Source organism: Oscillatoria sp. FACHB-1407, assembly GCF_014697545.1.
In the GTDB taxonomy this organism is placed as follows: Bacteria; Cyanobacteriota; Cyanobacteriia; order Elainellales; family Elainellaceae; genus FACHB-1407.
The window spans coordinates 146,560-171,610 of the sequence record NZ_JACJSA010000018.1; the positions used below are offsets into that span (position 1 = coordinate 146,560).

General features: G+C 51.1%; 18 protein-coding genes. 5 read left to right on the forward strand and 13 right to left on the reverse strand.

The annotated features are described in order from the left end of the window. Positions 1-3 precede the first annotated feature (3 nt). A complete protein-coding gene (locus tag H6G89_RS24920; protein ID WP_190511563.1) occupies positions 4-3,366 on the reverse strand; it encodes a DEAD/DEAH box helicase in 3,363 nt (1,120 codons plus the stop codon). 107 nt (positions 3,367-3,473) lie between these two features. Here H6G89_RS24920 and H6G89_RS24925 point away from each other — a divergent pair, with 107 nt between their 5' ends. After that, entirely contained in the window at positions 3,474-4,097 is a 624-nt protein-coding gene (locus H6G89_RS24925; RefSeq protein ID WP_190511566.1) for a chorismate lyase, read from the forward strand. A 28-nt stretch (positions 4,098-4,125) separates the two neighbouring features. Here H6G89_RS24925 and H6G89_RS24930 read toward each other — a convergent pair whose 3' ends face one another. Next, positions 4,126-5,007 (reverse strand): hypothetical protein, encoded by an 882-nt coding sequence (locus tag H6G89_RS24930; RefSeq protein ID WP_190511567.1) that lies wholly within the window; start codon positions 5,005-5,007, stop codon positions 4,126-4,128. Positions 5,008-5,137: 130 nt separating this feature from the next. Then, complete coding sequence (gene pheS, locus H6G89_RS24935) at positions 5,138-6,139, reverse strand: phenylalanine--tRNA ligase subunit alpha (RefSeq protein ID WP_190511569.1); 1,002 nt, start codon at positions 6,137-6,139, stop codon at positions 5,138-5,140. Between the two features lie 162 nt (positions 6,140-6,301). Between pheS and H6G89_RS24940 the strand changes: the two genes are divergently transcribed. After that, on the forward strand, positions 6,302-7,525 hold the full coding sequence (locus tag H6G89_RS24940) for a metallophosphoesterase family protein (protein WP_309230095.1): 1,224 nt from the start codon (positions 6,302-6,304) through the stop codon (positions 7,523-7,525). 100 nt (positions 7,526-7,625) lie between these two features. Here H6G89_RS24940 and H6G89_RS24945 read toward each other — a convergent pair whose 3' ends face one another. The 3 genes from H6G89_RS24945 to H6G89_RS24955 form a co-directional block, all read right to left on the reverse strand. Continuing rightward, a complete protein-coding gene (locus tag H6G89_RS24945) occupies positions 7,626-10,079 on the reverse strand; it encodes a sensor histidine kinase (RefSeq protein WP_242060109.1) in 2,454 nt (817 codons plus the stop codon). A 678-nt stretch (positions 10,080-10,757) separates the two neighbouring features. Then, the gene (locus tag H6G89_RS35255) at positions 10,758-12,131 is read right to left on the reverse strand and encodes a D-alanyl-D-alanine carboxypeptidase family protein (RefSeq protein WP_242060110.1); all 1,374 of its coding nucleotides are present in this window, start codon (positions 12,129-12,131) and stop codon (positions 10,758-10,760) included. A 6-nt stretch (positions 12,132-12,137) separates the two neighbouring features. Continuing rightward, a complete protein-coding gene (locus H6G89_RS24955) occupies positions 12,138-14,069 on the reverse strand; it encodes a polysaccharide deacetylase family protein (protein ID WP_242060111.1) in 1,932 nt (643 codons plus the stop codon). Positions 14,070-14,479: 410 nt separating this feature from the next. On the opposite strand from H6G89_RS24955, the gene H6G89_RS24960 reads away from it, so the two are divergent. Continuing rightward, positions 14,480-14,701, forward strand: coding sequence for a DUF4327 family protein (locus H6G89_RS24960; RefSeq protein WP_190511572.1), 222 nt, complete (start codon positions 14,480-14,482; stop codon positions 14,699-14,701). Positions 14,702-15,131: 430 nt separating this feature from the next. On the opposite strand, the gene H6G89_RS24965 is transcribed toward H6G89_RS24960, so the two are convergent. Then, the gene (locus tag H6G89_RS24965) at positions 15,132-15,917 is read right to left on the reverse strand and encodes a sucrose-phosphate phosphatase (protein WP_199336911.1); all 786 of its coding nucleotides are present in this window, start codon (positions 15,915-15,917) and stop codon (positions 15,132-15,134) included. A gap of 141 nt (positions 15,918-16,058) precedes the next feature. Between H6G89_RS24965 and H6G89_RS24970 the strand changes: the two genes are divergently transcribed. Next, entirely contained in the window at positions 16,059-18,476 is a 2,418-nt protein-coding gene (locus H6G89_RS24970; protein ID WP_190511574.1) for a sucrose synthase, read from the forward strand. Between the two features lie 50 nt (positions 18,477-18,526). Here H6G89_RS24970 and H6G89_RS35885 read toward each other — a convergent pair whose 3' ends face one another. The 5 genes from H6G89_RS35885 to surE form a co-directional block, all read right to left on the reverse strand. Next, a complete protein-coding gene (locus H6G89_RS35885; protein WP_255519504.1) occupies positions 18,527-18,652 on the reverse strand; it encodes a hypothetical protein in 126 nt (41 codons plus the stop codon). Positions 18,653-18,768: 116 nt separating this feature from the next. Then, the gene (locus H6G89_RS24975; RefSeq protein WP_190511576.1) at positions 18,769-19,677 is read right to left on the reverse strand and encodes an AAA family ATPase; all 909 of its coding nucleotides are present in this window, start codon (positions 19,675-19,677) and stop codon (positions 18,769-18,771) included. 77 nt (positions 19,678-19,754) lie between these two features. Further along, positions 19,755-20,780: a bifunctional riboflavin kinase/FAD synthetase gene (locus tag H6G89_RS24980; protein WP_190511578.1), complete on the reverse strand. Its 1,026-nt coding sequence runs from the start codon at positions 20,778-20,780 to the stop codon at positions 19,755-19,757. A 90-nt stretch (positions 20,781-20,870) separates the two neighbouring features. Next, entirely contained in the window at positions 20,871-21,773 is a 903-nt protein-coding gene (locus tag H6G89_RS24985) for an MBL fold metallo-hydrolase (protein ID WP_190511580.1), read from the reverse strand. 328 nt (positions 21,774-22,101) lie between these two features. Further along, the gene (gene surE / locus H6G89_RS24990) at positions 22,102-22,944 is read right to left on the reverse strand and encodes a 5'/3'-nucleotidase SurE (RefSeq protein WP_190511582.1); all 843 of its coding nucleotides are present in this window, start codon (positions 22,942-22,944) and stop codon (positions 22,102-22,104) included. A gap of 257 nt (positions 22,945-23,201) precedes the next feature. Between surE and H6G89_RS24995 the strand changes: the two genes are divergently transcribed. Further along, positions 23,202-24,557, forward strand: coding sequence for a hypothetical protein (locus H6G89_RS24995; RefSeq protein ID WP_190511583.1), 1,356 nt, complete (start codon positions 23,202-23,204; stop codon positions 24,555-24,557). Positions 24,558-24,765: 208 nt separating this feature from the next. Here H6G89_RS24995 and H6G89_RS25000 read toward each other — a convergent pair whose 3' ends face one another. Continuing rightward, positions 24,766-24,942, reverse strand: a complete 177-nt coding sequence (locus H6G89_RS25000; protein ID WP_190511585.1) for a hypothetical protein — start codon at positions 24,940-24,942, stop codon at positions 24,766-24,768. Between the last annotated feature and the right edge of the window lie 109 nt (positions 24,943-25,051).

The window sequence follows — 25,051 nt, forward strand, 5'->3', positions numbered from 1 at the left end:
GTCTTACTCCATCATTGCGCTCTGATTGAGGGCAATCAGTTTCTTAAAGGCATCGTTATCTAACTCTGTGAGCCACGATTCATCGGCTCCCACGATCGCCCCTGCCAGTTTTTTCTTGTCTTCGATCATTTGGTCGATACGCTCCTCCAACGTGCCTATCGCCACAAATTTGTGAACGAACACATTCTTCTTCTGCCCAATACGGAAGGCGCGATCGGTGGCCTGATCTTCAACCGCAGGATTCCACCAGCGATCGAAGTGAAACACATGATTGGCTTTGGTCAGCGTAATCCCAACACCACCCGCTTTGAGGGAGAGGATAAATACCGAGGGTTCGGTTTCGGGGTCTTGAAACTCCGTGATCATTTGCTCTCGTTTTTTGCGAGAGGTGCCCCCATGTAAGTAGTAGGTGTTGTGGTGACAGGTGTGGCGCAGATACTTTTCTAACGCTTCTCCCAGTTCGTTAAATTGTGTGAAAATCAACAAACTTTCGCCTTCGTCCATCACTTCCTGCACCATCTCGCTGAGACGCGTTAACTTGTGCGATCGCTCTGCGGTGAATTCACTGCCATCTTGTAGGAACTGCATCGGGTGGTTACACACCTGTTTCAACTTCGTCAGTGTCGCCAGGATCAAGCCCTTGCGTTGAATGCCATCCAGCGTTTGAATTTTTTCCTCAACATCCTTCACGACAGCCTGGTAAAGAGATGCTTGCTCCTTCGTTAGGTTGCAGTAAAGTTTTTGCTCTACTTTGTCGGGCAAGTCCTTAATGATGGACTGATCCGTTTTCACCCGACGCAGAATAAACGGCTCAATCAGTTTCTTCAAGGTGGCAGACTGGCGCACGTCATTGGCTTTTTGAATCGGTAGCTCGAAGTTACGACGAAACTGGGTCTGGTTGCCCAGGTAGCCCGGATTCAAAAAGTTGAAAATTGACCAGAGATCAAGCAAACGGTTCTCTACAGGGGTTCCGGTTAACGCCAAGCGATGCGGAGCCGACAGTTTGAGAATGGATTTGGTCAGATCGGCTTTGGGATTTTTGATGTTTTGCGCCTCATCCAGGACAATTCGGTGCCACTGAATTTCGCCCAACAGTTTGATATCCTTTCGTGCCAGCGCAAACGAGGTGATCACCAGATCGTTTTCACGACAGGCTTGCTTGAATTCTTTGCTATCCTTAGCGCGTTGCGTCCCGTGATGCACGATCGCCTTCAAATCAGGGGCAAACTTTTGAATCTCCCGATGCCAGTTGCCGACTACAGAGGTTGGCGCAATTAGCAGCGTGGGGGGAATGTTTTTAACACGGCTCTGCTGCGCGATCTCCCGCTCCTGTAACAGTCGGGCAATCACCTGGATCGTTTTGCCCAAACCCATGTCATCAGCAAGACAACCGTTTAAGCCCAGTTGCTCCAGATATTGCAGCCAGGAAACGCCTCGCTTTTGATATTCCCGCAGGTTGCCCTGCAACTTTTGAGGATCTTCGACGGGTTGAAGCTGGCTCTTGTCACCCAACTTTGCCAGCATATCTGAAAGGGCATCTTTGCGATCGACCTCAATATCCAAACTGTCATCGCTGTCAGAAGTGAGCTTGAGGAAGTCGAGCAAGCTTAGCTCTGGGTTTTCTTGTTGCTGGGTCTTCCAAAACTCCAGCATTTGCTTCATCTTGTCCTGATCCAGTTCCATCCACTGCCCCCGGAACTTGACCAGAGGGGTTTTGGCACCAACCAGTTGATTCCACTCTTGCTCGCTAACCTTTTCACCGCCGATCGCCAGTTCGTACTGATATTCCACCAGACTCTCAAACGAGAAATATTGCTTGCTCTTGTCTTCGCCACCCGTCAGCGATTTACCTTTGGCTTTGAGGCGCACTTTTGCCCGTTGCCGTCCTTTAGGCGTCCACCAGGCGGGCACAATCACCTTATAGCCCGCATTCTCCAGCACCCAGGCAGACTCTTTGAGAAAGGTAAACGCTGCATCCAGATCGAGGGTAATACCCACAGGTTGATCCGTCTCTAAGCCTCGCCACAATGCCGGATAGATCCGCGCCGCATAGCCCAGGTTCATCAGCAGATCCGGTTCAAACGCATCCCCAAGTTTCTGTTTGACCTGTTGTTGTTGCTTGGGACGCATTCGCCAGTAGTCCTGTAATGACACGCGCAGCGAGGGGTCGTGTTTGGGAGCCACTTGAAATTGCAGGGTCCAGGCATCTTCCGGTTTGGCTGGATCTTGCAGTTGAAAGTAGAGATAAAAAGACTGATCGGTCTGCGTTCGACGAATGCGATCGCGCCAGGTTTGCCACTGTTGATAGATCTCTAACTGGGCAGCACCGAGCCAGGGGCGATTGGTGGGATGCAGACAACTGTAGAGAACCGTATCGGCGATCGTCTTCTCAAATGCTTGTGTGGTAGGCGTATGGGTGACAATGTCAGCCAGCAAACATTCTGAGAAATGCCGTAATAACGTGGGGCGATCGTAGAATTCGGGTGTCTCTCGCGGCTCGGCAAAACCCGCCACACAAATTAGCGGCATGTAGTCCACATACTGCTGAATCGTAGCTTCGTACTCTTCGCCAATAAACTCCCAACTGGGATAGATCTCAAACTGCCCGACCTTTTCAGGAATAGTCGAGACATCAATGGTTTTAGTGGCAGCCGATGATCGTTTTGCTAAATTGGCTGATTTTGTTGAACCGGGCGATCGCTTTTGTCGCGTGGCTTGGGTCGCAGTACTCCGAGTACGACGAGTTGCAGCGGCAGACGGTTCTTTAGGCTCTGTTTTACTGGTCTTCGTCTTACGCTTGGTTTCGGGTGGTTTAGACGGTTTCAGTTCGCGATACTTCAATGCGGGAATGTATTGGTCTTTGAGAATGATGCGTTTTATCGCCTGCGTGAAGTGAAACCAGAACAGCAGATCAGACCCCAGTTGAATCTCTGCCAGGTTATGCAATGCGATGAAATGCAGGTCGTTGAGCAGACTGACTACGCTATTGACGTAACCTCCCCTTTTAGATGAGACGACGGTTTGATAACAATCCACCTGCCAGTACTGCAACTCAAATTCCTCTGGCAGTTCTTCCTCCAGGTAACGGGATAACTCCAGGGAGGGTAACGGTTGGTCATCCACCGTCGGCAACAGAAAATACTGTGGTGATATAAAATCGTCCAGTTTGCGATAGTTAGGCGGCTGAATTCCCAATTCCTGAGTCAAAAGCGTAGCCAGATCCGCCGCAACCAACTGTCGGGGATGACGTGGATTTGGCTTACGAAACCGCTTCTGCTCTGTTGTCTCAACCCACAGGTAAAATGCCCCTTGCTGAATAAATTCCCCATCCTTTTGGGGAATCCATGTACCGTGAAGAATTTGCATAGTCTAGAAAATGCGGTAGCACGGTTTATGCGTGGATTTTAGCGTATCAGGCACGATTTGCCCTGTCATACTATGATTAAGAAAGTAAATAAAGTTTTGTAAATCCTTTGACTTCAACACTCCCAGCCTCCAATCATGCCAACCCTTCCCTTAGCTGGCATCGGCTTCAACCGCTGTGGCAAGGTGGCGAACACACGGTGCAGCGTGGCATCCCCCATGATCAGCTTGCTCCGGCGTGGCAGATGCTGTTGTTAGGGGATGGTTCCCCCACTCGCCACTTGCAACTGCTGACGGGGGAAGCCACTGAAGTGGATGTGATTGATATGTCGCTGATTGGAGATACGTCGGATGAGGCTCCTAGCCCGATTCAAGTGCTGTCAGAGCCTCGACTGCGACGGCAGGTCTGGTTACGGACGCGATCGGGCAAACGGTTGGCCTATGCCACCTCCTGGTGGGAGGCGAGCCATGTAGATGAGTATTTGCAGAATCGATCGCTGCCGATTTGGGCCAACCTATCGCGATCGCGCACTGAGCTTTACCGCGACATTCAGGGCATTGTGTGTGGTCATTCTCAAGCGTTGGAGTTAGCGTTTGGACAAACTGGACCATTTTGGGGCAGGCATTACCTCTTTTGGCATCATGGACACCCAATTACCCTGATCTATGAAGTCTTCTCGCCCTATTTGGCAAAATATTTGGGACCCCTGCAACTCAGTTCAGAGGACGGTTAAATCGCTATCGATATTGAATTTGATGATGTCAGAAAACCCGCAGAACATCGGGACGGTTATCCGGTTCGGGTAGATAGATGGCTAAATTCCCATTGGGAAAGCGACTTGGAAAAATATTCACCACAATCGTGTTCAGGCTCGGTTGTGAAACCGTAGCATCCAACTCCCCTTGGCGACCGGGCACCCAATAGAGCAGTGACAAATCACGAGGATCAACTCGCAGTCGTCGGGTCTGCCCCGGCAGCAACAACAGGGGTCGCGTGCGACCCACCAACTCAATTTCGATCGCCCTTCCCGCCCGATTCGTCACTTGAATAGTGGTAAGCTGACCAACTCGTACTCGTCGTCGATTGACACCGGGAGATACGTAGTTGAACTGTCTGGTTTGTGCCACAGTGATTGGTTCAGACACCCGCCGGGACTGAGCCACAGAGACAGGTTCAGATGCCACGATGGGTTGAATTGCGGCGGGTGCCCATGCCTCAGGGGGAGCGATCGCCCCTGGAGAAGTACTGCTTTGTACCGCCTCTGACGTAGCTTCAGGAGTTGCCACACCAACACTAGAGGACGTAGCGATCGCCCTATCCACAGAACTATGTCGCTCTGCCATCCGCTCAGGTTGATCGGGGAATGAGGTGAGGTCAGGCAGCGATCGCTCCATGGCAAACTCCGGATCAACCATGACCTCTGGAGACGTGGCGATCATCCTATTCGAGGCTTGGCTCTGCATCACCGTTTCCTTCACCTCATCCAATGGACTTGGCTCCATGTCTATTGAAACCGGAGGGTGCCAGTCTTGAGGGATTGGTTTTGCCTGAGCCTCTTGACCCATGTCCTGTCCTGCGATCGCTGCCACGGTTGCCAAAGCTAAAGTTGGTACGCGCACATCGTCTCCTGTATATAAGGGCACTCGTCAATGCAGATAGAATCCAGGCACAGCCAATCCAGCCAAGCTCCACTGAACGAAGCTGTGTCTTAAATACCACTACATCACTGCCTAGTGATACACGGGAGTTTATTCCTGATCAGGACAAAATCACCTAAAACTGCCTTAAGAAGCGCAAGTCACTGTTATAGAGCCGACGGATGTCGTCCATCTGGTGCAACACCATGGCGAATCGCTCCACCCCAAAGCCCGCTGCGAACCCGGTATAGATTTCGGGATCGTAGCCCACTGCTTTCAACACATTGGGATCGACCATGCCGCAGCCCATCACCTCTAGCCAGCGACCGCGCCACATCACATCCACCTCAGCGGACGGTTCAGTAAAGGGGAAGAAGCTGGGACGTAGACGAATCTGAATATCACCAAAGATCTCTTCTAAAAAGACTTTCAGCGTTCCGCGCAGATCGGTAAAGGTCAACCCTTCATCCACCGCCAAAATCTCAACTTGATGGAACACCGCTGAGTGGGTCGCATCAACCGTATCGCGGCGGTAGCACCGTCCCGGAATCGCCACTCGAATGGGTGGATCGTTGTTCTCCATGTAGCGGATCTGCACTGACGAGGTGTGCGTCCGCAACAGGTTGCCATCCGGCAGATACAAGGTGTCCTGCATGTCGCGTGCCGGATGGTCTTCTAAAAAGTTGAGTGCCTCGAAGTTGTAGTAGTCCGTCTCCATCTCTGGGCCTTCGGCAACCGTGTAGCCCAACCCTACGAAAATGTCTAACACCCGCTCGATTGTGCTTGTCAGTGGGTGGGTATGCCCTTGCGGTATGTATACTCCTGGCATCGTCACATCGATTTTTTCGGCTGCCAGTTGAGCCTCAATCTGAGCCGCCTGTAAAGTCTCGCGTTTTTGGTCGAGGGCTGTCTGCAACACCTCTTTGACTTCATTGGCAAGGGCACCGATGCGGGGGCGATCGCTCGCGTCCAGTTTCCCCATCCCTCCTAACACCTGGGAGAGGCTACCTTTCTTCCCTAAATACTTGATCCGCAGTTGTTCTAGCTGCTCCAACGTCGTCGTATTGGCGATCGCATCCTGCGCCTCCTGCCGCAAGTGGGTTAGTTGAGATTCAAGCTCGTTGAGCACTGTAGCCATGCCTGGAATTGCCTGTGATAAAGAAACAGCTAAGACTATTTCAGTTTATCCCTAAATGCGGAGGGCTGAGCCACTCCCCTGTCCTCTCCTGAGCCACCCTGCTTTCATTACCCATTGATCATCCTCAGTTAACGATACTACTCCGGGGATTGGTCTATTCTGGTGGTTGAACTGATCCCTCGTTGTACCAACCCCATGAGTTTGAAACGTCGTCATTTTTTAAGACTGGCAGGAGCCACAACTGGATTTGGTTTAGCCGCTTGTGTGCAACGACTTGCGACTTCTGAGACAACTCCAACTCCGGTGGCGGCAGCTTCGACTCCTGTGGTATCGCCCTCGATCGCCACTCCTTCCCCTGTCAACGATCAACTGCGAGCACAGGGCATTCCCAATCCACCCCGTGGCGATGTGCGGCTTGTGGTGATTAGCGACATCAACGGACCCTATGGTTCGACAACCTATGGTGCTCAGGTTAGCCGGGCGATCGCGTTAATTCCCTCATGGCAACCCGATCTGGTGATCGCCAGTGGCGACATGGTGGCAGGACAAGATCGCAACCTCACTCGCGCCCGGATTCAAGAGATGTGGGCAGGGTTTGACCGGGCGATCGCTGCCCCCCTGCGTCAAGCCAATCTGCCGCTGGGGTTTACGTTGGGCAACCACGATGCCTCTCGTGCAGTTGGGGTGAATGGTTTGATCTATCGGCAAGAACGGGAGTTAGCTGCCGCCTACTGGAATAACCCGGCACACACCCCCGATGTGGAATTTGTCGATCGCTACAAGTTTCCCTTCTATTACACGTTTCAACGGGCAGGGGTGTTCTTTTTGATCTGGGATGCCACCAGCGGCTTGCCCATGCCTGCCGAAGACCTTGCCTGGGTTGAGCGCAGTTTAGCCAGTCCCACCGCCCAGGCTGCCCAACTGCGGATTGTGGTAGGACACCTGCCGCTCTATGCCATAGCCCAGGAGCGAGACAAGGTCGGTGAAGTATTGGATAACGCTGATGAATTGCGATCGCTTCTGGAGCGGCACAACGTCCACACTTACATCAGTGGGCATCACCATGCCTTTTATCCCGGACATCGGGGCAGATTAGAACTGCTCCATGCTGGAGCAATGGGGGATGGTCCTCGATTATTGCTGACAGGCAATCTGCCCCGCATCAAAACGCTGACTGTAGTAGACATTACGCTAGAAACGGCTACAACCGTTTACACCACTTACGACGTGGAAACCATGCGTGTGTTGGATCAAAACCAACTGCCTCGCCTGGTCGTGGGGCACAACGGAGTCGTGTTGCGGCGTGACCTTGAGTGGAATGAGTTGACCCCCCAGGAGCAAGCTTCCTGCATTCAACGACACTCCGCTGCGATCTGTCAGGCTTAGGAGATTTCCAGGCAACAAAATACCTGTAAGGGCATTTCGCGAAACGCCCTTACGGAATCATGTGCAGCGAAGCCAATTCAAATTGGTATCAGAAATCTCCTTAAGTTTTTGACTGTCTCACTGGGATCTGAATCAAAAATTGCGTGCCCTGCCCCTCAACCGAATGACACTGCAACTCTCCGTTGTGGCGTTCGGTGACAATTTGATAACTGATCGCTAAGCCCAAGCCAGTACCCTTACCTACAGGTTTAGTCGTAAAGAATGGATCGAATAGCCGTTGTTGCACCGCTTCAGGAATGCCAGGTCCATTATCTTCGATGCAAATCGCAATCTGATCGCCGTTGTTAGAATCCTGGGTCAAACGAGTGTTGATGGTGATCTTCGCTGGGCTGTCGGAGTTGGAGTACAAGTTCTTCAGGTGAAACTCTTCGAGTGCATCGATCGCATTACTCAAGATATTCATAAACACCTGATTGAGCTGTCCCGCATAACATTCCACCGGAGGCAGCTTGCCGTAGTCTTTGATCACCTGTATGCCCGGAAAGTGGGGTCTGGGTTTGAACCGATTTTGCAGAATCATCAAAGCACTATCAATGCTTTCGTGGATATCGACCCCTTTCACTTCGGCTTCATCCAGACGAGAGAAGATGCGGAGGGATTTGACAATCTCTCGAATGCGTTGAGCACCCACTTGAATGGATGAGAGGAGCTTGGGCAGGTCTTCTCGAATGAACTCCAGATCAATGAACTCTGTCTTGTCTTGAATGGACTGGGGTGGTCGAGGATAGTGCAGTTGATACAGCTCAATGAGTTCTAACAACTCTTGAATGTATTGATTAGCGTGAACAAGGTTGCCGTAGATGAAATTCACAGGATTGTTGATTTCGTGGGCAATGCCCGCAATCAGTTGACCCAGACTGGACATCTTTTCGCTCTGAATCAACCGGAGCTGAGTTTTTTTCAACGTTTCCAGCGTTTCATTCAGCAGTTGCACCTGTGCCTGGGTCTGGCTGTAGAGATGGGACTGGGTAATGGCGATCGCCAGTTGGTCGGCTACGACATTGAGGAGTTCTTGATCGTCACGACTGAGGGGATGGCTGTCTAACCCAATCAAATAGCCAGTGCGTTTTTCTTGAGTTGGAATGGCGATCGACAGATAGCTGCCCGCTTGCAACTTCAATAGACCAGAGGGTTTTGCCTCTGGATTCACTGGCATCAGGCAAACAAACTTGCCATCCTGCAACGCTTTTGGCAGGTCGAGGTCGATGCTGGTTTGAAATTGGGTTCCCTCGACAAAGGCTTTTTGAGGAAACATGAAAAACAACTCAAACCGTTGTGTTTGCGGATCATACCAACCAAATAAGACCCGTTTGAGTTTGAGCAGAGCAGCTAGTTCAGTGATGGTGGTCTGAACGATAACTCGCAAATCTAATGATTCTCGGATGCGATTGATCAAACGGTTGAGCAGTGCCTCTTGTGCAATCCGGGTGCGAGCCCGCTCTAACAGTTGTAATTGTCGCCAAACACCAATCAGGGCAATGATAATTAACCCACCCAAAACCGACGCCAGAATGTTGAGTGCGCCTAACTGAGACTCGATATCTTCACGCGGAATCACCAGTGCAACTGACCAGTTTGCCTGCTGTAACGGGGTATAGGCGATATATCGCCACCGCCCATCAATGTAAGCCAGATCAATGCCCTCTTGCAGGTCTGTCATACGGCGGGCAATCATGGCTAAGTCCCGGTTCTCTGAGTCCAAAAAGCTAGGCACTTCGCGCTCAGGAGTGCCAATCAAGCTCAGGTCAGGATGGGCGATCGCCACTCCCTCTGAATTCAACGCGAAGGCATAACTCTCTGGTCCTGCGTTGAGTTGGTCTACAATCTGCGACAAGTGGTTCGCCGTAATTGATCCGGCCAAGACCCCAACAGGCTCAGATTGTTCAGGTTGCAGGATGGGAGCCACTATGTTAAGCAGCACCGCTCTGGCAGTCCGCTCCACCATCGGGTCAGAAATCCACGTTTCTCCCCGAATGCCCCGTTGAAACCATTCGCGATCGCCCACCGTCGTATCGGTACGACCCACCAGCGTATTGGCGAGAGAGCCATCAGGACGAACAACCGCAAACAGGTAAAACTCTTGAATCCGCTCTAGCTCTGATTGTAGATAGGGTTCTGTAGTCGTCCAATCGAGCGATCGCACCACCGGAGAGTTGGCTAAGGTAACCACTTCAGCCTTCCGAGTCGCAAGCCATGCATCCAGTTCACCTCTGCCCTGTTGCACTTGAGAGAGTGCCTGCTGCTTGAGATTCTGCAACAACAACAGACGCACGACTTTATAGCTCGTGACCGCAGTCACCCCAACAACGACAGTCACCCCAACAAACAGCAGTAGCCCAATAAAACTGCGCGATCGCCATCGGGGTTGCAAACGGTCAAGCTGAGCGTGAAACAACGATGAATTCGGTTTTTTAACAACTACATTCGTTGATTCGACATCAGCAGGGGTGGGGTCGGTGGTTGAATTTGCGTTCGGTTGGGTCGGTTGCTTCATGATCGAGCGCACAAGAATTTATTAGCAATGGCACCCCTTAAGAAAATGCTAACCTCTCACAAAAGCAGTTTTCCCACCTTTTCATCCGGATTGTTATACGAAGTTGTAGCCGTAACCACATTCGATGGAGCGGAGGCGAGTCAGAAAGCTCTCCCAGAATCAGCAGTTTGAGCCATTGCCTTTGCCTTAAGCTTTCTGACCAAAGCTATAATACCAATTCAATCTTTTAGAACTACACATCTGACCCCTCCCAACCTCACCTGGGTAACTATTGTGTACCCACAAGTCTTCATAGCCCCAAATCCCCCAATTCTGGGGGACTTGAGCCTTTATCAAAGATCTTGACCCGATCAGAAACACCTGTACTTGGAACCGATGCGAAGCGCGCCTTTGGATTCACCGAAACACCTTCTGCTAGGGGGTTTGGGGGAGGTAGTGGCGTCCCCCCATGGGGGTTTGGGGGAAGCTTCCCCCAATGCCCGGTTCTCGAATTCATTGCCGTAACCGCGTATCCCATTGACAAAGCAAAGATGTGTACGCACCGTAGCTCTTGGTAAGGGGAGGTTGGGAAGGATGGGTTTTGCCGTCAAACCCATTGCAGGGTGCAGACTGGTCTGCTAAACCCGCCCGTACCGTTTGCGGATTGATTACATCCATCATCCTTTCGGCCTGCAATTCCTACCCAGCGATTTGGCGTGCCTGAGCAAACGTTTGAGTCGCATCCGGGGAGCCGACAAACCGCCAGTGCCAAGGCTCATACATCACACCTTGTGGATTGTTTTCAGGAAACGATAACTCAAACCCAAACGCAGCAGCATGGCGGTTTAACCACTTAAATGCAGGCGTATTGCCAAACGCAAGACTGAGATCCATTGCCCGTGCCAAGCCATCCGCGAGATCCACTGCATAGCCTGTGTGGTGTTCGCTGTAACCCGCCGGTGCCACCGATCGCGCCGCCGCCTTTGCAGACCCCACCTGCTCAATTTGCAGTTGAAACAGCATCTCCTGACGGGCAAAATCACGAAATCCTGAAACGGGCACCAACCAGACTCCGTCCTGTCGAGCCGCATCAATCATCCGCAACAGAGCCAAGCCCGCCGCCTCTTGCATCCGTTCAAATCGTTCCTCGATCGCCTGCGAATAACTCCCCACGATCATCAATTCATCCGGGCTTACCTCCCCGTATAAGAAATGCCCATAACCCGGTGCAGATGCCGTAGGAGCAACTACCTCCGTTGTGGATAACGGTGCCGGAATGACCTTAGGAGTGATATCAGGCTTTGCCAGTTGCAGCAATTGAGGCGACTCCAAAAACCCTACATCCGCCAGTTGCAGCGGAGTTTGTTGAGTAATTTGGGCGACGAGCAAATGAATCAGCACCACCCATACACTCACCAGAGCGATCGCCCCCACAAAAATTCGCCACTTTGAGCGAGGACGGTTGCCAGGAGAATACAGCACCTTGACCGCAGGTTTCGGCAATGCAACGGGCTGTACTGTGCTTATGGATTGAGTTGTCTGAGCGGGTTTTACCGCAGTGACCGTTTGCCCAGACGCAACCGATGAAGGCGTGGGCTGAGCTTTGACTGTCTGAGTTTTGTCTGCCTGAGTCTGGTCTGCTTGAGTCTGGTCTGCTGTGAGTTGAGTGGGTTTAGGTTGGTTTGATTGGGATGGCGTGGACGGAGTCCCCACCTGCTCCTGGCTCAACGATACAGAGCCAACTTGCGCCTGGGTTGGCTGCGTTTGGTTAACCTGCACCTGACTGGATTGCGCTTGACTAGCTTGCACTGCCGATGATTCCACTCGACCAGGTTGGGGTTGGCTCACGTTTTTCTTAGCGTATCCCGGTGGTTTCGGCTGATGAGGGTTGGGTCGGGGCTGCCCTGCGTGACTCACTGCCGAGGCAGATGCCAGGGACAACGACTCCGGCTTTGCCTGCTCCGGTTTAGATGGCACAGGTTGAGGCGGTTGCATGAGCGGCTCAACTCCACCCTTATCGGTAGGTGTGGGTTGAGGCTGAGATTGATTCGAGGTTTGAATAGTCGAACTCATCTTGACTTAATCCTCAGTGCGTCGGTCAGACACGAGAGCACATGTTGGAGAGGTTGCGACCTCAACTTGCGGAGGAACCAATGCGACGACATGGGGAACGGGGCGAGGAATGTAGCCCACCAGAGACTCACCCTGATACGCCAGAGAAGTGCTTGCCCCAGAGTCAAGCATGACCGCATCTCGGAACCCAGCCTGAGCGAGCAATCTGCCTAAATCAACCGAGCCAATTGGCTCAGCGGAAACTCCAATCACGGGTTGCCCGGTCTGGTCGATTCCCCAAAACGCTCGATGTCGCGCTGCGTTGAAATCAAACAAGTCACCAAACGCTTCATCCGGTTGGGGTTGACTATCTTTGACTAACCAGGCAGCGGCGACAAATGCATCAGTGACATTAGCCATCTCTGCTTGCACTCCTTCTAGAACGTTGTGGCGAGCGGCATCGAAGGGCACAAACTTCACGGCGTCATGACCAATCAAAACGAGTGGACGACCGTTGAGGCGAGGGTTCTCGCTGGCATTTCCAGGGATAAAGGTTTGGGTATTGTGGCTCAAAACAGGTCCAATCATGACGTTGGAATCCAGATATTTGAGTGAAAAGAACCCACCATCAACTGCCGCGATCGCATTGGTGTTGGCGATGATTTCGGGCACCTGATAACGACTGTCAGCGTGAATGGTGACGGGCTTGCCCCCTGAAATCAAGATCAGCGGCGTTCCCTCCAGGTTAACGCGGTTGAGTTGAACCGGATTATTGAAGTTAAAGTTTGTGCCCCAGGTTGGCAACGGAGGACCACCGTAAGCTTGAGCGATGACTTCTGCGATTTGCGATTGCCCGATCCGCTCAATAGTCAATAGACTATCTGACTCACCCGCAAACTTGTTCTCCTCATCATCCATAGTCAGCGCGGAATGATATCCCGCCAGTTGTACCCAATATTTGGCGCGATCGCTATAGTTGCCTTCAGGATAGACAAAGTGGTTGATGGGAATGCCAAGTTGCTCCTCCAGAATCCGTTTGGACTCCACCACCTCGCGCCGCACCTGGTGATCTGGAATCTCATCTAAACGGCGGTGGCTGAGACTGTGAGAGGCGATCGTAACCAGAGGGTCGGCTGCCATTTCTCGCAGTTGTTCCCAGGTCAGGCTCGACCGCCCATAATTTCTGCCGACCTTATCGGTATAGATGCCAAAAATACCGGGATAGCCATACTTACGAAGTAAGGGCAACACATAGGTGTAGTGCCCCTCGTAGCCATCGTCAAAGGTTAACAACACGGGCTTTTCCGGCAGCGGCACTCCCGTTGACAGATGGGCAACCAACTGGTCGAGGTTGATGGGGGTCAGTCCATTCTGTTTGATCAGTTGCAGATGCGCCTCAAACTCTTCTGGGGTGACATCAAAGAACACCTCTTTTTCTGGCAGAATGTCGTGATACATCAACACAGGAACTCTCGACTGTCTCGCCCGTTCGTGGATTTCAGGAAACGGGCGTGCCGCCAGTTGTGCTGCGACGACGGGTCCCAACTGGCTCACCAAAGTCGTAAAGCTGGTTTCAGGGCTGATGGCCCAATTGAGTAACTCAGTCAAATCGCCCGCTGGATGAGATGCCGTAGTCGCTACTTCTTGCCCCGCTGCACAACTGGCATCGAGGGAAGACTTTTGAGCTGTTTCGGGGCTTGGAGCTTCAACAATCTGACCTGGCTCATCAACAACACTTTCGGCTTCTACAGCGGCTTCTGTGTCTAGGGGAGTTTCTGCGTCTATTGATGCTTCGGCAAGGCTCGTTCTGTCGGCAGTGGGTAAATTGGAGAACCCCAAAATGAAAGCAAAGAGAGGCAGGGTCGCGATCGCCAGTAAGGTAACTTTTGGGTGAGCACGATTGCTTTTCCACCATCCAATACAGGATTCCAGAAGATTAGACCAACGGAACGGCATCATGGGGATTTAGTTTTTAGCGTGTTGCTGCTAGATCTAGCTGATTTACGGGAAAATGTCAGGTTTTGTAGACAACATCAGCACCCAAATCTTATAAAAACCTTTAGAATTCAATCCCAAGCCATCTGGAATGATGACACGGATCTAAGATAATCAAGCAACTCTTGAGAGACTCGTTTCTTTATCACATAACGCACTCTGCAACAGCGTATCCTGATCAATATTCGAGTTCTCTGATTTTTGTGACAGTTATTAACATACTTGATAGGTTGCCTACCCTGGGGATAGAATTAATTCGGTATATATCACTACTAAAACTAGCCTTTTAAGTTTCAAATCGATACAATCATTCATATATAAAGTTTAATTTCTTAACCAATAGACTTTTAGCCACAACGGATCGAGGGTGAATCATGCTTCAATCTATTCAATACTCTATGGATCTCATCAGAGATGAGGCTCGCCACCTCGTTCAAGAGGGGGTTATAAGTCGCCAGCAACCCATTTACGCGCTCTGCAAATATATTCCTGCTCGTGAATGGGCATATGTAGAGTGTGAATTAGAGAAAAGTAATTTTCTGTTGAGAGACAGAGTCGGCGATCTGCTCGGACGCGAAGAGTGGGATAACGATTAAGAATCGCGAATTGATTAAGGTGTAATTCCTGGCGTAGGGGCGTAGCATTTGGTCAAAAGCCCTTGCCATTGTTTCAGAACCCTCTGCCGAATGCCGCGCCCGTACATGGGGTTGCCGTTTTTCAGGTTATTTAATTCGCGTTCCTAAGTACAACTCGTCGTCAATAAGGGTGGGAATTTGGGGTGTAGGGGTGGAACCCCACACCCCCCTGGTTTTATTTCCAAACCCTATCTATGAATAGCAGTACTAAGCACCTGGCGAATGAATTCGCGGCTATCAGAGCCAGGTTCACCTGCGCGGACTGCGGAAAATCAAGATTTGCCGAACCAATGCCAATCGGCCTTGCTCTTGTAGTCTTCGGTTGAGGCTCACGCTGGAGTCTGCCGTTTCAACCGCCACAATCCCTATCCCGACTTCGGGCTAGCTGAATTTAGAACCACCCAAAGTGGTGCAATCCCTCCAAAATGCCACCAGCGCATCGGGCGTTGGCGAGATAATGGTGGGGTTTGGGATTGGATTTGTGCCATTGGAGTAATTCGGGCATAGCGTTGCCGACGATGATGCCACGCTCATCGCCCATACTAAACAAAGCACGGTCGTTTCCAGAATCTCCGCAAACAACCGTCTGAGCTGGACTTAATTGCCATTTCTCCCTTAAAAAAGTCATGGCTAATCCCTTGTCGGCTTGCGTCGGCAAGATGTCCAAATCTTGACCGCCACTGTAGATCAACTTAATGTTGAGATCCTGTACCTTAAGACTGGTTTCGAGTTGCGGAATCACATCTGCTGCGATCGCCTCTTCTAAATAAAAGCTCACCTTAAAGGCTCCCTGCTCGGAGTCTGGTTGGGGCACGAGATCAGCAAAATGAGCCGCGATCGCCACAACCTTGTCCCGATCCCATTGGGTAGCGAGTCGATCTGCCCAGCTAGCATCGGAGGTAGAGTGGTCTTCGTAGTAAATCGCTGTACCCACTCCGGTCACTAAGGCATCTGGGGTTAAAAGCGTCTGCTCGGAACACAGTTGTCGATAAGAAGTGGGCGATCGCCCCGTTGAGTAGACAATCTTGGTTCCAAATTGCTCTCGATGCCACGTCAATCGCTGGTTTAACTCCACCAACGCCGCCTCATCCCCTACGAGGGTGTTATCTAAATCGGTCACCAGCAAAAACTGCGCCACAATCGCTATCTCCCTCGTCTCAACCCAGTCAATTGTCAATCGTCGTTGGTCATTGGTCAATTGTTACGCCACTGTATTTTTCCTCTTTTCTTTATAAAATTCCTCAAGAAGATAGGGAACGAAACGTGGGATCAGACAGTTCAATAGGGTAGAAGCCAAACGTTTTGTTTTGGGGGGTCCATGTTTGAACTGATCTATGCGGTTGTCGAGAGTGACGAGAAAGCTGATCTGCGGCAGTTTTTGCGAGGGTTGCGCCAGCAGGACAAGCAGTATTTATTGCGCAACGATATTGTGATTACGTTTATCGAGTATTGCGCTAATCAGCAGAAACCAGAGGCATTTCAGCGATCGTCTAACCTGGGAAAGCTGATTTTTTATACACAGGAAATTATTTTAGACGAGAGCAGTTTTTGTATCGTCATTCGTCCTGAAATTGCCCGATCGCAAGCCTTTCGAGTGACTGAAGATTTGGCGGTTGAGCCATTGACTATTCAGGAATTGCTGGAAACCCGCGATCGCCACGTCAAGCGATCGCACCCCAACGAAGGCGGCATCCTGCAAATCGACTTGCAACCGTTTTACGACTATTCCCCACTGATCCGAGATCCGAAAAACATCGGCAAAGGAGTGCAATTTCTCAACCGCTATCTGTCCAGTAAGTTGTCAGATTCTCAGCAATGGCTAGAGACGCTCTACAAATTTCTTAGCCTGCATCGCTATGACGGTAGCCAACTGCTCATCAACGAGCGCATCACGACACAACAGGAACTCTCGGCGCGAGTTAAACGGGCGTTAACCATGGTGGGCGATCGCCCCAACCATGAACCCTACACCAACTTCCGCTTTGACCTTCAATCCATTGGTTTTGAGCCGGGATGGGGCAACACTGCCGAGCGAGTGCGGGAGACGTTAGAACTGTTGGACTCCCTGATTGACTCGCCCGACCCACAAACTTTGGAAGCGTTTCTGTCCCGCATTCCTATGATTTTCCGGATTGTCCTGGTGTCACCCCACGGATGGTTTGGGCAGGAGGGTGTGTTGGGCAGACCCGACACAGGCGGACAGGTAGTGTATGTGCTGGATCAGGCGAAAAGCCTTGAGAAGCAGATGCAGGAGGATGTTGAGCTATCGGGTTTAAGCGTTCTCAAAGTTCAGCCCAAGGTGATCATTCTGACCCGCTTGATTCCCAATAGCGACGGCACCCGTTGCAACCAACCCCTGGAAAAGGTCTACGGTACTGACAACGCCTGGATTTTGCGCGTGCCCTTCCGAGAATTTAACTCCAAAGTGACGCAAAACTGGATCTCCCGATTTGAGATCTGGCCCTATGTCGAGAGTTACGCGATCGACGCTGAAAAGGCACTCCTGGCAGAGTTTCAAGCCCGCCCTGACTTGATTGTCGGCAACTACTCGGATGGCAATCTTGTGGCGTTTTTGTTAGCCCGTCGTCTCAAGGTGACGCAATGCATTATTGCTCACGCTTTAGAAAAGTCTAAGTACCTGTTCAGCAACCTCTACTGGCACGAGTTAGAGGACAAATATCACTTCTCGCTGCAATTCACCGCCGACTTGATTGCGATGAATGCTTCTAATTTCATTATCAGCAGTACCTACCAAGAGATTGTGGGCACGACTGATAGCGTCGGGCAATACGAGTCCTATCAGGCTTTTACCATGCCAGAGCTATACCATGTTGTGCATGGGGTCGAGCTGTTTAGCCCCAAATTTAACGTGGTGCCTCCGGGAGTCAACGAAACCTATTTCTTTCCCTATACCAATACTCAAGAGCGTTTGTCAGGCGAACGGCAGCGGTTAGAGGCTCTCCTGTTTACAGACGATGATCCTGACCAAATTTTCGGCAAGTTAGACGATCCCAGCAAACGCCCGCTCTTCTCCATGGCACGGCTCGATCGCATCAAAAACTTGACCGGCTTAGCCGAGTGCTTTGGCAAGAGTAAAGACCTACAAGAGCAGTGCAACCTGATTCTGATTGCTGGCAAGCTTCGCACCGAGGACACCGCTGATCATGAAGAAGCAAGCGAGATTGAAAAGCTCTATCACATCATTGAGCAATACAATCTGTACGGCAAAATTCGCTGGCTAGGAGTGCGGCTCTCCAAGACTGATTCCGGCGAGATTTACCGAATTATTGGCGATCGCCAGGGGGTCTTCGTTCAACCTGCTCTGTTTGAAGCATTCGGTTTAACGGTTCTAGAAGCAATGATCACCGGGTTGCCCACTTTTGCCACTCGCTTTGGCGGACCCTTAGAAATCATTCAAGACGGGGTAAACGGCTTCTACATCAACCCCACTCAACCGGAGGAGATGGCAACGATCATTCTCAACTTCATCACCAAATGCGAGGCAAACCCTGATTACTGGTCTACGATTTCACAACGGGCGATCGACCGAGTGTATAGCACTTACACCTGGAAAATTCACACCACCCGCCTACTCTCGTTAGCCCGCATTTACGGCTTCTGGAACTACACCTCCCAGGAAAACCGGGAAGACATGCTGCGCTATCTAGAGTCATTGTTTTATTTGCTCTACAAACCCAGAGCAAAACAGCTACTAGAACAACACATGCAGCGATAAAACGAAAGAGAGGAAAGGGAAGAGCAAAAAATGAAGGATGAAGGGTAGTGCTATTTGAGTAAGGATAGAGATTCAACGAGGCAGGATGAGAGAGTGAGATGGTTGGTATAGCCGTAGCCCCATCCAATGGGGCGGAGGCGAGTCAGAAAGCTCCCTAGAATCAGGGTTTGAGTCATAACCTTTGTCCTGAGTTTGCTGACCCAAGCTATATTTCGCACCCTCCCACGCTCTCACCACCTCTCTTGCTTTAGCCTTTATCTCTCATTCTTACCCTTCATCCCTCATCCTTCCCTTAAGGAATTGGCGTGGAGCGCAACAACCGCTCTACAATGCCTCGTGCCCGTCGCCCTCCCGCCGGAATCAGGCGATGCGACAACACATGGGGAGCCAAAAACTTCACATCATCTGGAATGGCATAATCCCTTCCCTCCAGAAAAGCGAGGGCTTGAATTGCCCGCTGTAATGCCACCGATCCCCGTGGGCTGACCCCTAAAATAATTTCTTCGTCCTGACGAGTCGCCCGAATCAAATCGAGAATGTATTGCTGCAACGGCCGTTCTACCCGCACCTGAGCACAAAGGCGACGCAACTCTACTACATCTGCCAGAGACAGGGTGGGTTTGAGTTCATCCACCGATGTACCCTGCTGTAATCGCTGCAACATCTGCAATTCTTCTGTTTCAGTGGGATACCCCAGGCTCAACGACAGCGCAAAGCGATCCATCTGTGCCTCAGGCAGGGGAAAGGTTCCCTGATACTCCACTGGGTTTTGCGTGGCGATGACAAAAAAGGGACTGGGAACCAGTCGAGACACCCCATCCACGGTGACCTGGTGTTCCTCCATCACCTCTAGCAGAGCAGATTGGGTGCGGGGAGTTGCCCGATTAATTTCGTCTGCCAGCAACACATTGGCGAAGACAGGACCAGGCGAAAATTCAAACTCACCTGTACGAGGATTCCAGATGTTGGTGCCTGTAACATCCGTTGGCAGCAAATCGGGGGTGCATTGAATCCGCTGAAATTGCCCATCAATCGAACGAGCCAGCGATTTTGCTAATAAGGTTTTGCCGACACCGGGCACATCTTCTAACAGAGCGTGACCACCGGATAATAGAGCTACTAATACCAATCGAATTGCCTCAGCCTTACCCACAATCGTGCGTCCCAGATTTTGGGTGAGCTGTTCAATGCTGTCTCTCATAGTTTTTAGAATTTTGTGTGTAACCCAGCCCTGTGTAATGAGCTTCGTGACCTGACTCCCCTTTCCCCTACTCTAACTTAGGGCAATGGGGTAATAGCCAGGAGCGATCGCGCCATCTCGCAGTCTGCCTGGATTTGAGCCTTTAATGCGTCTAGCGAAGCAAATTTTTGTTCAGGACGAATAAACTTTTCCAGGCTCACCGTCAAGGTTTGCCCGTACAGATCGCCTGACCAATCCAACAGGTGAACTTCGATCGTTTGCTTCACCCCATCAACAGTGGGGCGATTGCCAATATTCATCACGCCTGCTACAGAGCCCCCGGACGGAGTGAGGGCTGATCCCGACACTCGCACGGAATACACCCCCCGATGCGGCAAAAATTTCTCAGTTGGCAGCTTGAGATTAGCAGTCGGAAACCCCAGTAGACGACCCAGTTGTTGTCCGTGGACAACTTCACCCATGAGGGTATAGGGGCGACCTAACAAATGATTAGCCTGCGCCAGATCACCCGATTGTAGGGCCTGGCGAATCGCAGAACTGCTGATGCGCTCTCCGTTGGAGGTGTGCAGTGGGATGATTTGAACGGCTACACCATAGGCAGCAGCGATCGCCTTCAGGTCTTCCGTCGTACCCGATCGCTTGCAGCCAAACCGAAAATCTTGACCGACGCTGATTTCCTGCACTCTTAGCCGCTGCACCAAAATGATTTCTACAAAATCTTGAGCTGACATCTCTGCCAGGGTTTGATCAAACGGCAACAGAACCAGTTGTTGCACCCCCATGTCCCGCAGACATACCACTTTTTCGTCAAGGGGGGTTAACAGTTGGCGTTGTTGCCCCGTGAAAAACTCTTGCGGATGGGGACGAAAGGTTAAGACGGTGGAGTGAGGTTGCTGGACGCCAGGAGCGATCGCCTCATCCACAGAACCGCCATGCAACGCTCCATTTCGATACCCATTTGGCTTCACCCCCAACTCGACAACGGCAGGTGAATCTAAAATCGGCTCAATAACACGTCGATGCCCCCGATGAACTCCGTCAAAGTTTCCCAGGGCAACCCGTGTTGGAATGCGAACAGTGTCTAAAGAGGAAGTAATCCACACGCTTTACATTCTGACACAAAACAGGGTTGACACGATACAGAGCCGACACAAAACCAGGGAAAGTTTTGACAAGCCACATCAAATTTGGGATCAGGCTGACAATTTTGCCTCAGATGCCTCTTCGGCAGGGACGTTAGTAGGCGAGGCGAGTAGATCAATCTCTAACCCCTCCCAGGCGACCACACTATTGGGGAATGCCTCAGCTGTGTTCTCCTGAATCTGATCCATAAAGGCATCGCTGTGGAGTGGGTCATGGTGGAAGATCACCAACTTTTTAACGTTGGCTGCCTTTGCGACTTTGACCGCTTCTTGCCAGGTCGAATGCCCCCAACCGACTTTGCTCGACTTCTCAGAATAGTATTCTTCGTCTGTGTAGGTCGCATCATAAATCATCAAGTCAGCCTCACGCGCTAACCAGAGGACGTGCTCATCGAGGCGATCGGTAAAGTGTTCGGTGTCGGTCACGTAGGCAACGGCGTGCCCATTCCAATTCACCCGATAGCCAACCGCTTCACCTGGGTGATTGAGCAGGGCATTTTCGACCTGGATATCGCCAATTTTAACCGTCTCACCAATATCAATGTCACAGAAAGTCAGGTCTGCGCCCATGATCTGGAGAGGAACCGGGAAGTTGGGATGGAGCATCTGGTCGTTCAACCGTTGCTCGATCGTGGAACCATTCGGGGCGATCGCCCCATAAATCTTGAACTTGTTGCCCTTAATGAAGGCAGGCACAAAGAATGGAAAACCTTGAATGTGATCCCAATGGGAGTGGGTAAAGAACAGGTGCCCTTCTATAGGTAGTTCTCGCATGAGTGCCTGTCCGAGAACACGCAGCCCCGTTCCACCATCAAAAATCAGCCGATGACCAGCGACCTGCATCTCGATACAGGATGTATTGCCGCCATACCGCACTGTTTCAGGTCCAGGACATGCAATACTGCCTCTGACACCCCAAAAGCGAACTGTGAACTGGTTTTGCATCTTAGACATGAATGTTCCCTACCGGACTCGGTCGAGTCTTAAAAGATGAGCCTTGCTCCCAAGCGTTGATTAGCCTAGATCTTAATCTACTTACAATCTGGCAAGCATTGTCTCAGGAATACAGCCTCCGTTGCAGATTGGTAGAAATCTTTACAGGGCACCCTTCTCAATCAAACTTCCACACAAAGTGGGCAGATACGAAACCTCAACTAAAAAGCTTTAGTGAAGGCATATAAGCAACATTGCATCAAACAACATTGCGTGATTTAGCTCCAGTCTAGACTGTTCCTACCTATAGAAACATCCCAAGTCAGAGCAATTCCTATCAAATTTAACGCTATTTAAAAAAAATCGGTTGCCAATTCTGCAATTTTGCCAGCCCTGAAATGGAAGTCAAGTTATATTGCAACGGTGTAACAGTGATGTAGTTCTGCCGAATTGCTTGTACATCTGTCATCGTGCTGCTGATCCATTCTAAATCAACTCTTGAGGCAGTGGCTCCAAACGGAGACAAAACATCTGGATCTGATTCATCCACATCTTCGAGTACCTCACCTGCCAACCAATAATAAGTCTTCCCCCTGGGGTCAATCCGCTTTTCAAACATATCAAAGTAACGACGAACACCCTGGCGAGTCACCATCACTCCGGCAATTTGCTCAGAACTAACGGCTGGAATGTTAACGTTTAGCAACATTAGCTGGGGCAGAGGAGCTTTTTCAATCTGCTGTACCAGGCTACGAGCAAACTCAGCCGCAGGTTGAAAGGTCCGACTGGAAAAACTGGTCAGGCTAAAGGCAATCCCCGGAATGCCTTCAATCACTCCCTCCATCGCGGCGGACACCGTACCCGAATAAAGCACATCCGTTCCCAGGTTAGAGCCATGGTTAATGCCCGACAGAACCAGATCGGGCGGGCTTTCTAACAAGGCTCCGAGGGCAAGCTTGACACAATCAGATGGAGTTCCAGAACACGCCCAGGCATGAATGCTGGAGTGAAACGCCGATTCAACTCGTTCAGCTCGAATGGGATCGTGGAGGGTTAAGCCGTGTCCCGTTGCCGATCGCTCCCGATCAGGGCAGACTACTGTGACCTGATGCCCTGCCTCCGCCAGAGTGTTTGCCAGTGTGCGAATGCCTAATGCGAAGATGCCGTCATCGTTACTAATTAGAAGATTCATGCCATTACCAGAACGAGTTGTAAGTCAGTTCCAGTTTAAAAGGAAGCGGGAGAAGGACGCTCTAACCCATCCATGACTGAAGTGAAGCGTCTGCGGTTTCGACTGCCCCAATTTTGATCCAATTCAGGTAAGTTTTCAGGTTCCTCTTTTTATCCTTTATCCTTCATCCCTCATTCCTCTTTTTCCTCTCCTCCTTATTTTTTTCCTTTTCCGGCTTCTGCTATGCTTGACCCTTGAACTCTCCTCACACTCGGTTTATGCGCTACAAGCTTGGCTGGGCAAGCCGTTTTGGTGTTGCTCTACTGATGGGAATTCTGACGTTTAGCTTGGTGGTGACTACGGCTCCCACTCAGATTCAGGGAGCGATCGCCCAGGCAACCGCAGCAGCCCGACAACAACAACGAGAGCAGCAGGTGCGGCAGGTACGCCCCGAAACTTACGACCTGAGCCGCTATCCCGTCACCGATGCTAATGAGCGACACTGGCGAAATGTGCTGTGGACAACGGGAGTCGTTGAACCGCAGGAACCGTATGTGGCAGAGGCGATCGCCCAAATTGTCTCACTCACAGCTCGGTCAGGTCTGTCTCGTCCTCAACAGCGAACCGTTGAGATGGCAATGCAGATCGCGACCCAACTCTATTTCAGCAATCCCACAGGTTATGCGGCGATTGGGCAACAGTTTCTTCAAACGGTGGAGCGTAGCCCCAACCCCGAATGGTCAGCTATGGCACTCTCAGCCCTTGTCAAAACCGGGCTTGATCCCCAACAACGGCAACGATTGGGCGACCGCTTGCGACAACGCTTTCCCCAGTGGAATCAGGACATTTATCTGTTTACGACGCTGCGCGATCTGGCTCTGTTGCAGCAGACACCCACAACTCCCCCTCTGGGCGATCTACTGAAATGGACAATCGCCCCTAACCAGGTGCATCTCTATGTGATTTGCCGACCCGACCGGGGAGTGTTGTGTCAGACGGTGGTGAAGGATGGTAACGGTCAATTCTTGCGGGAGAATGGGCAACTCTGGTCGATTCCTCTGTTGTTGCGATCGCTGCATGAGTTGTCCTGGAACTTTACCCGTGGGCAGACTCCTCAGGGGATCTATCGCATTGAGGGCGTTCGACCTGCCAATATGGAGACATTTAGAGCGTATGGGGCTTACGACCTGGTGAAGCTGTTTGCCCCCTATGAAGAGGGAGTGCGGGAGTTTGTACCGGGTCGCCCCGGTCAACTGCCTGCAACGTTGACAGCCTATCAAGCATTGCTGCCGCCCTCCTGGCGCAATTACTTCCCGATTCAACAGAGTTATTGGGCAGGCAAAGCAGGCCGGGGGCTGTTCCGGATTCACGGAAGTGGCGAAGATCCGGGCTTCTTTACCAATAACAACCGCTATCCTAAGAGCTTAGGTTGGAATCCGGCGATCGGTTGTCTGTCTGCATTGGAGCTTTATGACGACACAGGACGACTGCAACAGGCGGATATGCCACCCATTCTCAATGCCCTGACTCGATTGGGGGGGCGATCGTTCACAGGCTACCTCACCGTGGTCGAAGTGCCTGGGGCAGATACCCCTGTTTCCATCGCCGAGATTGAAGCTGCAATCAACTCGTGACTTCTGCCCCAGCAACCATCAAGACAATTGGCAGAAGAGCTAGGTAATGTGAATTCGGGATCAGAACTTTGGCGGTTGAAACCGCCGCTATCGAAACAGAATCGATCGGCGTTGGTTCGTCTAACCCTTGATTTTCGGTTGTCTACGCTGGCAGACTTAGCTCCGGTAGCCGCAAATTCGTTTGCCAGAGGCTTAAACCAAACTAACGTCAGGTCGCAAAACCGTTGTCTAATACAACCTCGATCAATGCATCTAGACTGTCTTCAATCAAATGTTGAAGTTCAAAATCATGGTCGGGCAGATTAGCAAAAAATGTTTTGAGTTCGGCAGATTCATCCGCTGTTAAATTGGCAAATTTGGCTCTAAGCCTTAAAGGGATATTCATAGGGTTAAGGCTCTATAGCTGTTTCAGGGAGATGAGTTTTCAGGGATGGCCTTGGTAGGATAGCAGAAAGACTGTTGGGATAGGGTGCAATGAGTATTAACTTAAGTAC

What these genes read in the sequence shown, in the direction of transcription:
- H6G89_RS24920 (WP_190511563.1), bottom strand. Translation starts at nt 3,366, where the DNA reads ATGCAAATTCTTCACGGTACATGGATTCCCCAAAAGGATGGGGAATTT.
- surE (WP_190511582.1), bottom strand. Translation starts at nt 22,944, where the DNA reads ATGAATCTTCTAATTAGTAACGATGACGGCATCTTCGCATTAGGCATT.
- H6G89_RS24955 (WP_242060111.1), bottom strand. Translation starts at nt 14,069, where the DNA reads ATGATGCCGTTCCGTTGGTCTAATCTTCTGGAATCCTGTATTGGATGG.
- H6G89_RS24945 (WP_242060109.1), bottom strand. Translation starts at nt 10,079, where the DNA reads ATGAAGCAACCGACCCAACCGAACGCAAATTCAACCACCGACCCCACC.
- H6G89_RS24995 (WP_190511583.1), top strand. Translation starts at nt 23,202, where the DNA reads ATGCGCTACAAGCTTGGCTGGGCAAGCCGTTTTGGTGTTGCTCTACTG.
- H6G89_RS35255 (WP_242060110.1), bottom strand. Translation starts at nt 12,131, where the DNA reads ATGAGTTCGACTATTCAAACCTCGAATCAATCTCAGCCTCAACCCACA.
- H6G89_RS35885 (WP_255519504.1), bottom strand. Translation starts at nt 18,652, where the DNA reads ATGACTCAAACCCTGATTCTAGGGAGCTTTCTGACTCGCCTCCGCCCC.
- H6G89_RS24985 (WP_190511580.1), bottom strand. Translation starts at nt 21,773, where the DNA reads ATGTCTAAGATGCAAAACCAGTTCACAGTTCGCTTTTGGGGTGTCAGA.
- H6G89_RS25000 (WP_190511585.1), bottom strand. Translation starts at nt 24,942, where the DNA reads ATGAATATCCCTTTAAGGCTTAGAGCCAAATTTGCCAATTTAACAGCG.
- pheS (WP_190511569.1), bottom strand. Translation starts at nt 6,139, where the DNA reads ATGGCTACAGTGCTCAACGAGCTTGAATCTCAACTAACCCACTTGCGG.
- H6G89_RS24960 (WP_190511572.1), top strand. Translation starts at nt 14,480, where the DNA reads ATGCTTCAATCTATTCAATACTCTATGGATCTCATCAGAGATGAGGCT.
- H6G89_RS24970 (WP_190511574.1), top strand. Translation starts at nt 16,059, where the DNA reads ATGTTTGAACTGATCTATGCGGTTGTCGAGAGTGACGAGAAAGCTGAT.
- H6G89_RS24975 (WP_190511576.1), bottom strand. Translation starts at nt 19,677, where the DNA reads ATGAGAGACAGCATTGAACAGCTCACCCAAAATCTGGGACGCACGATT.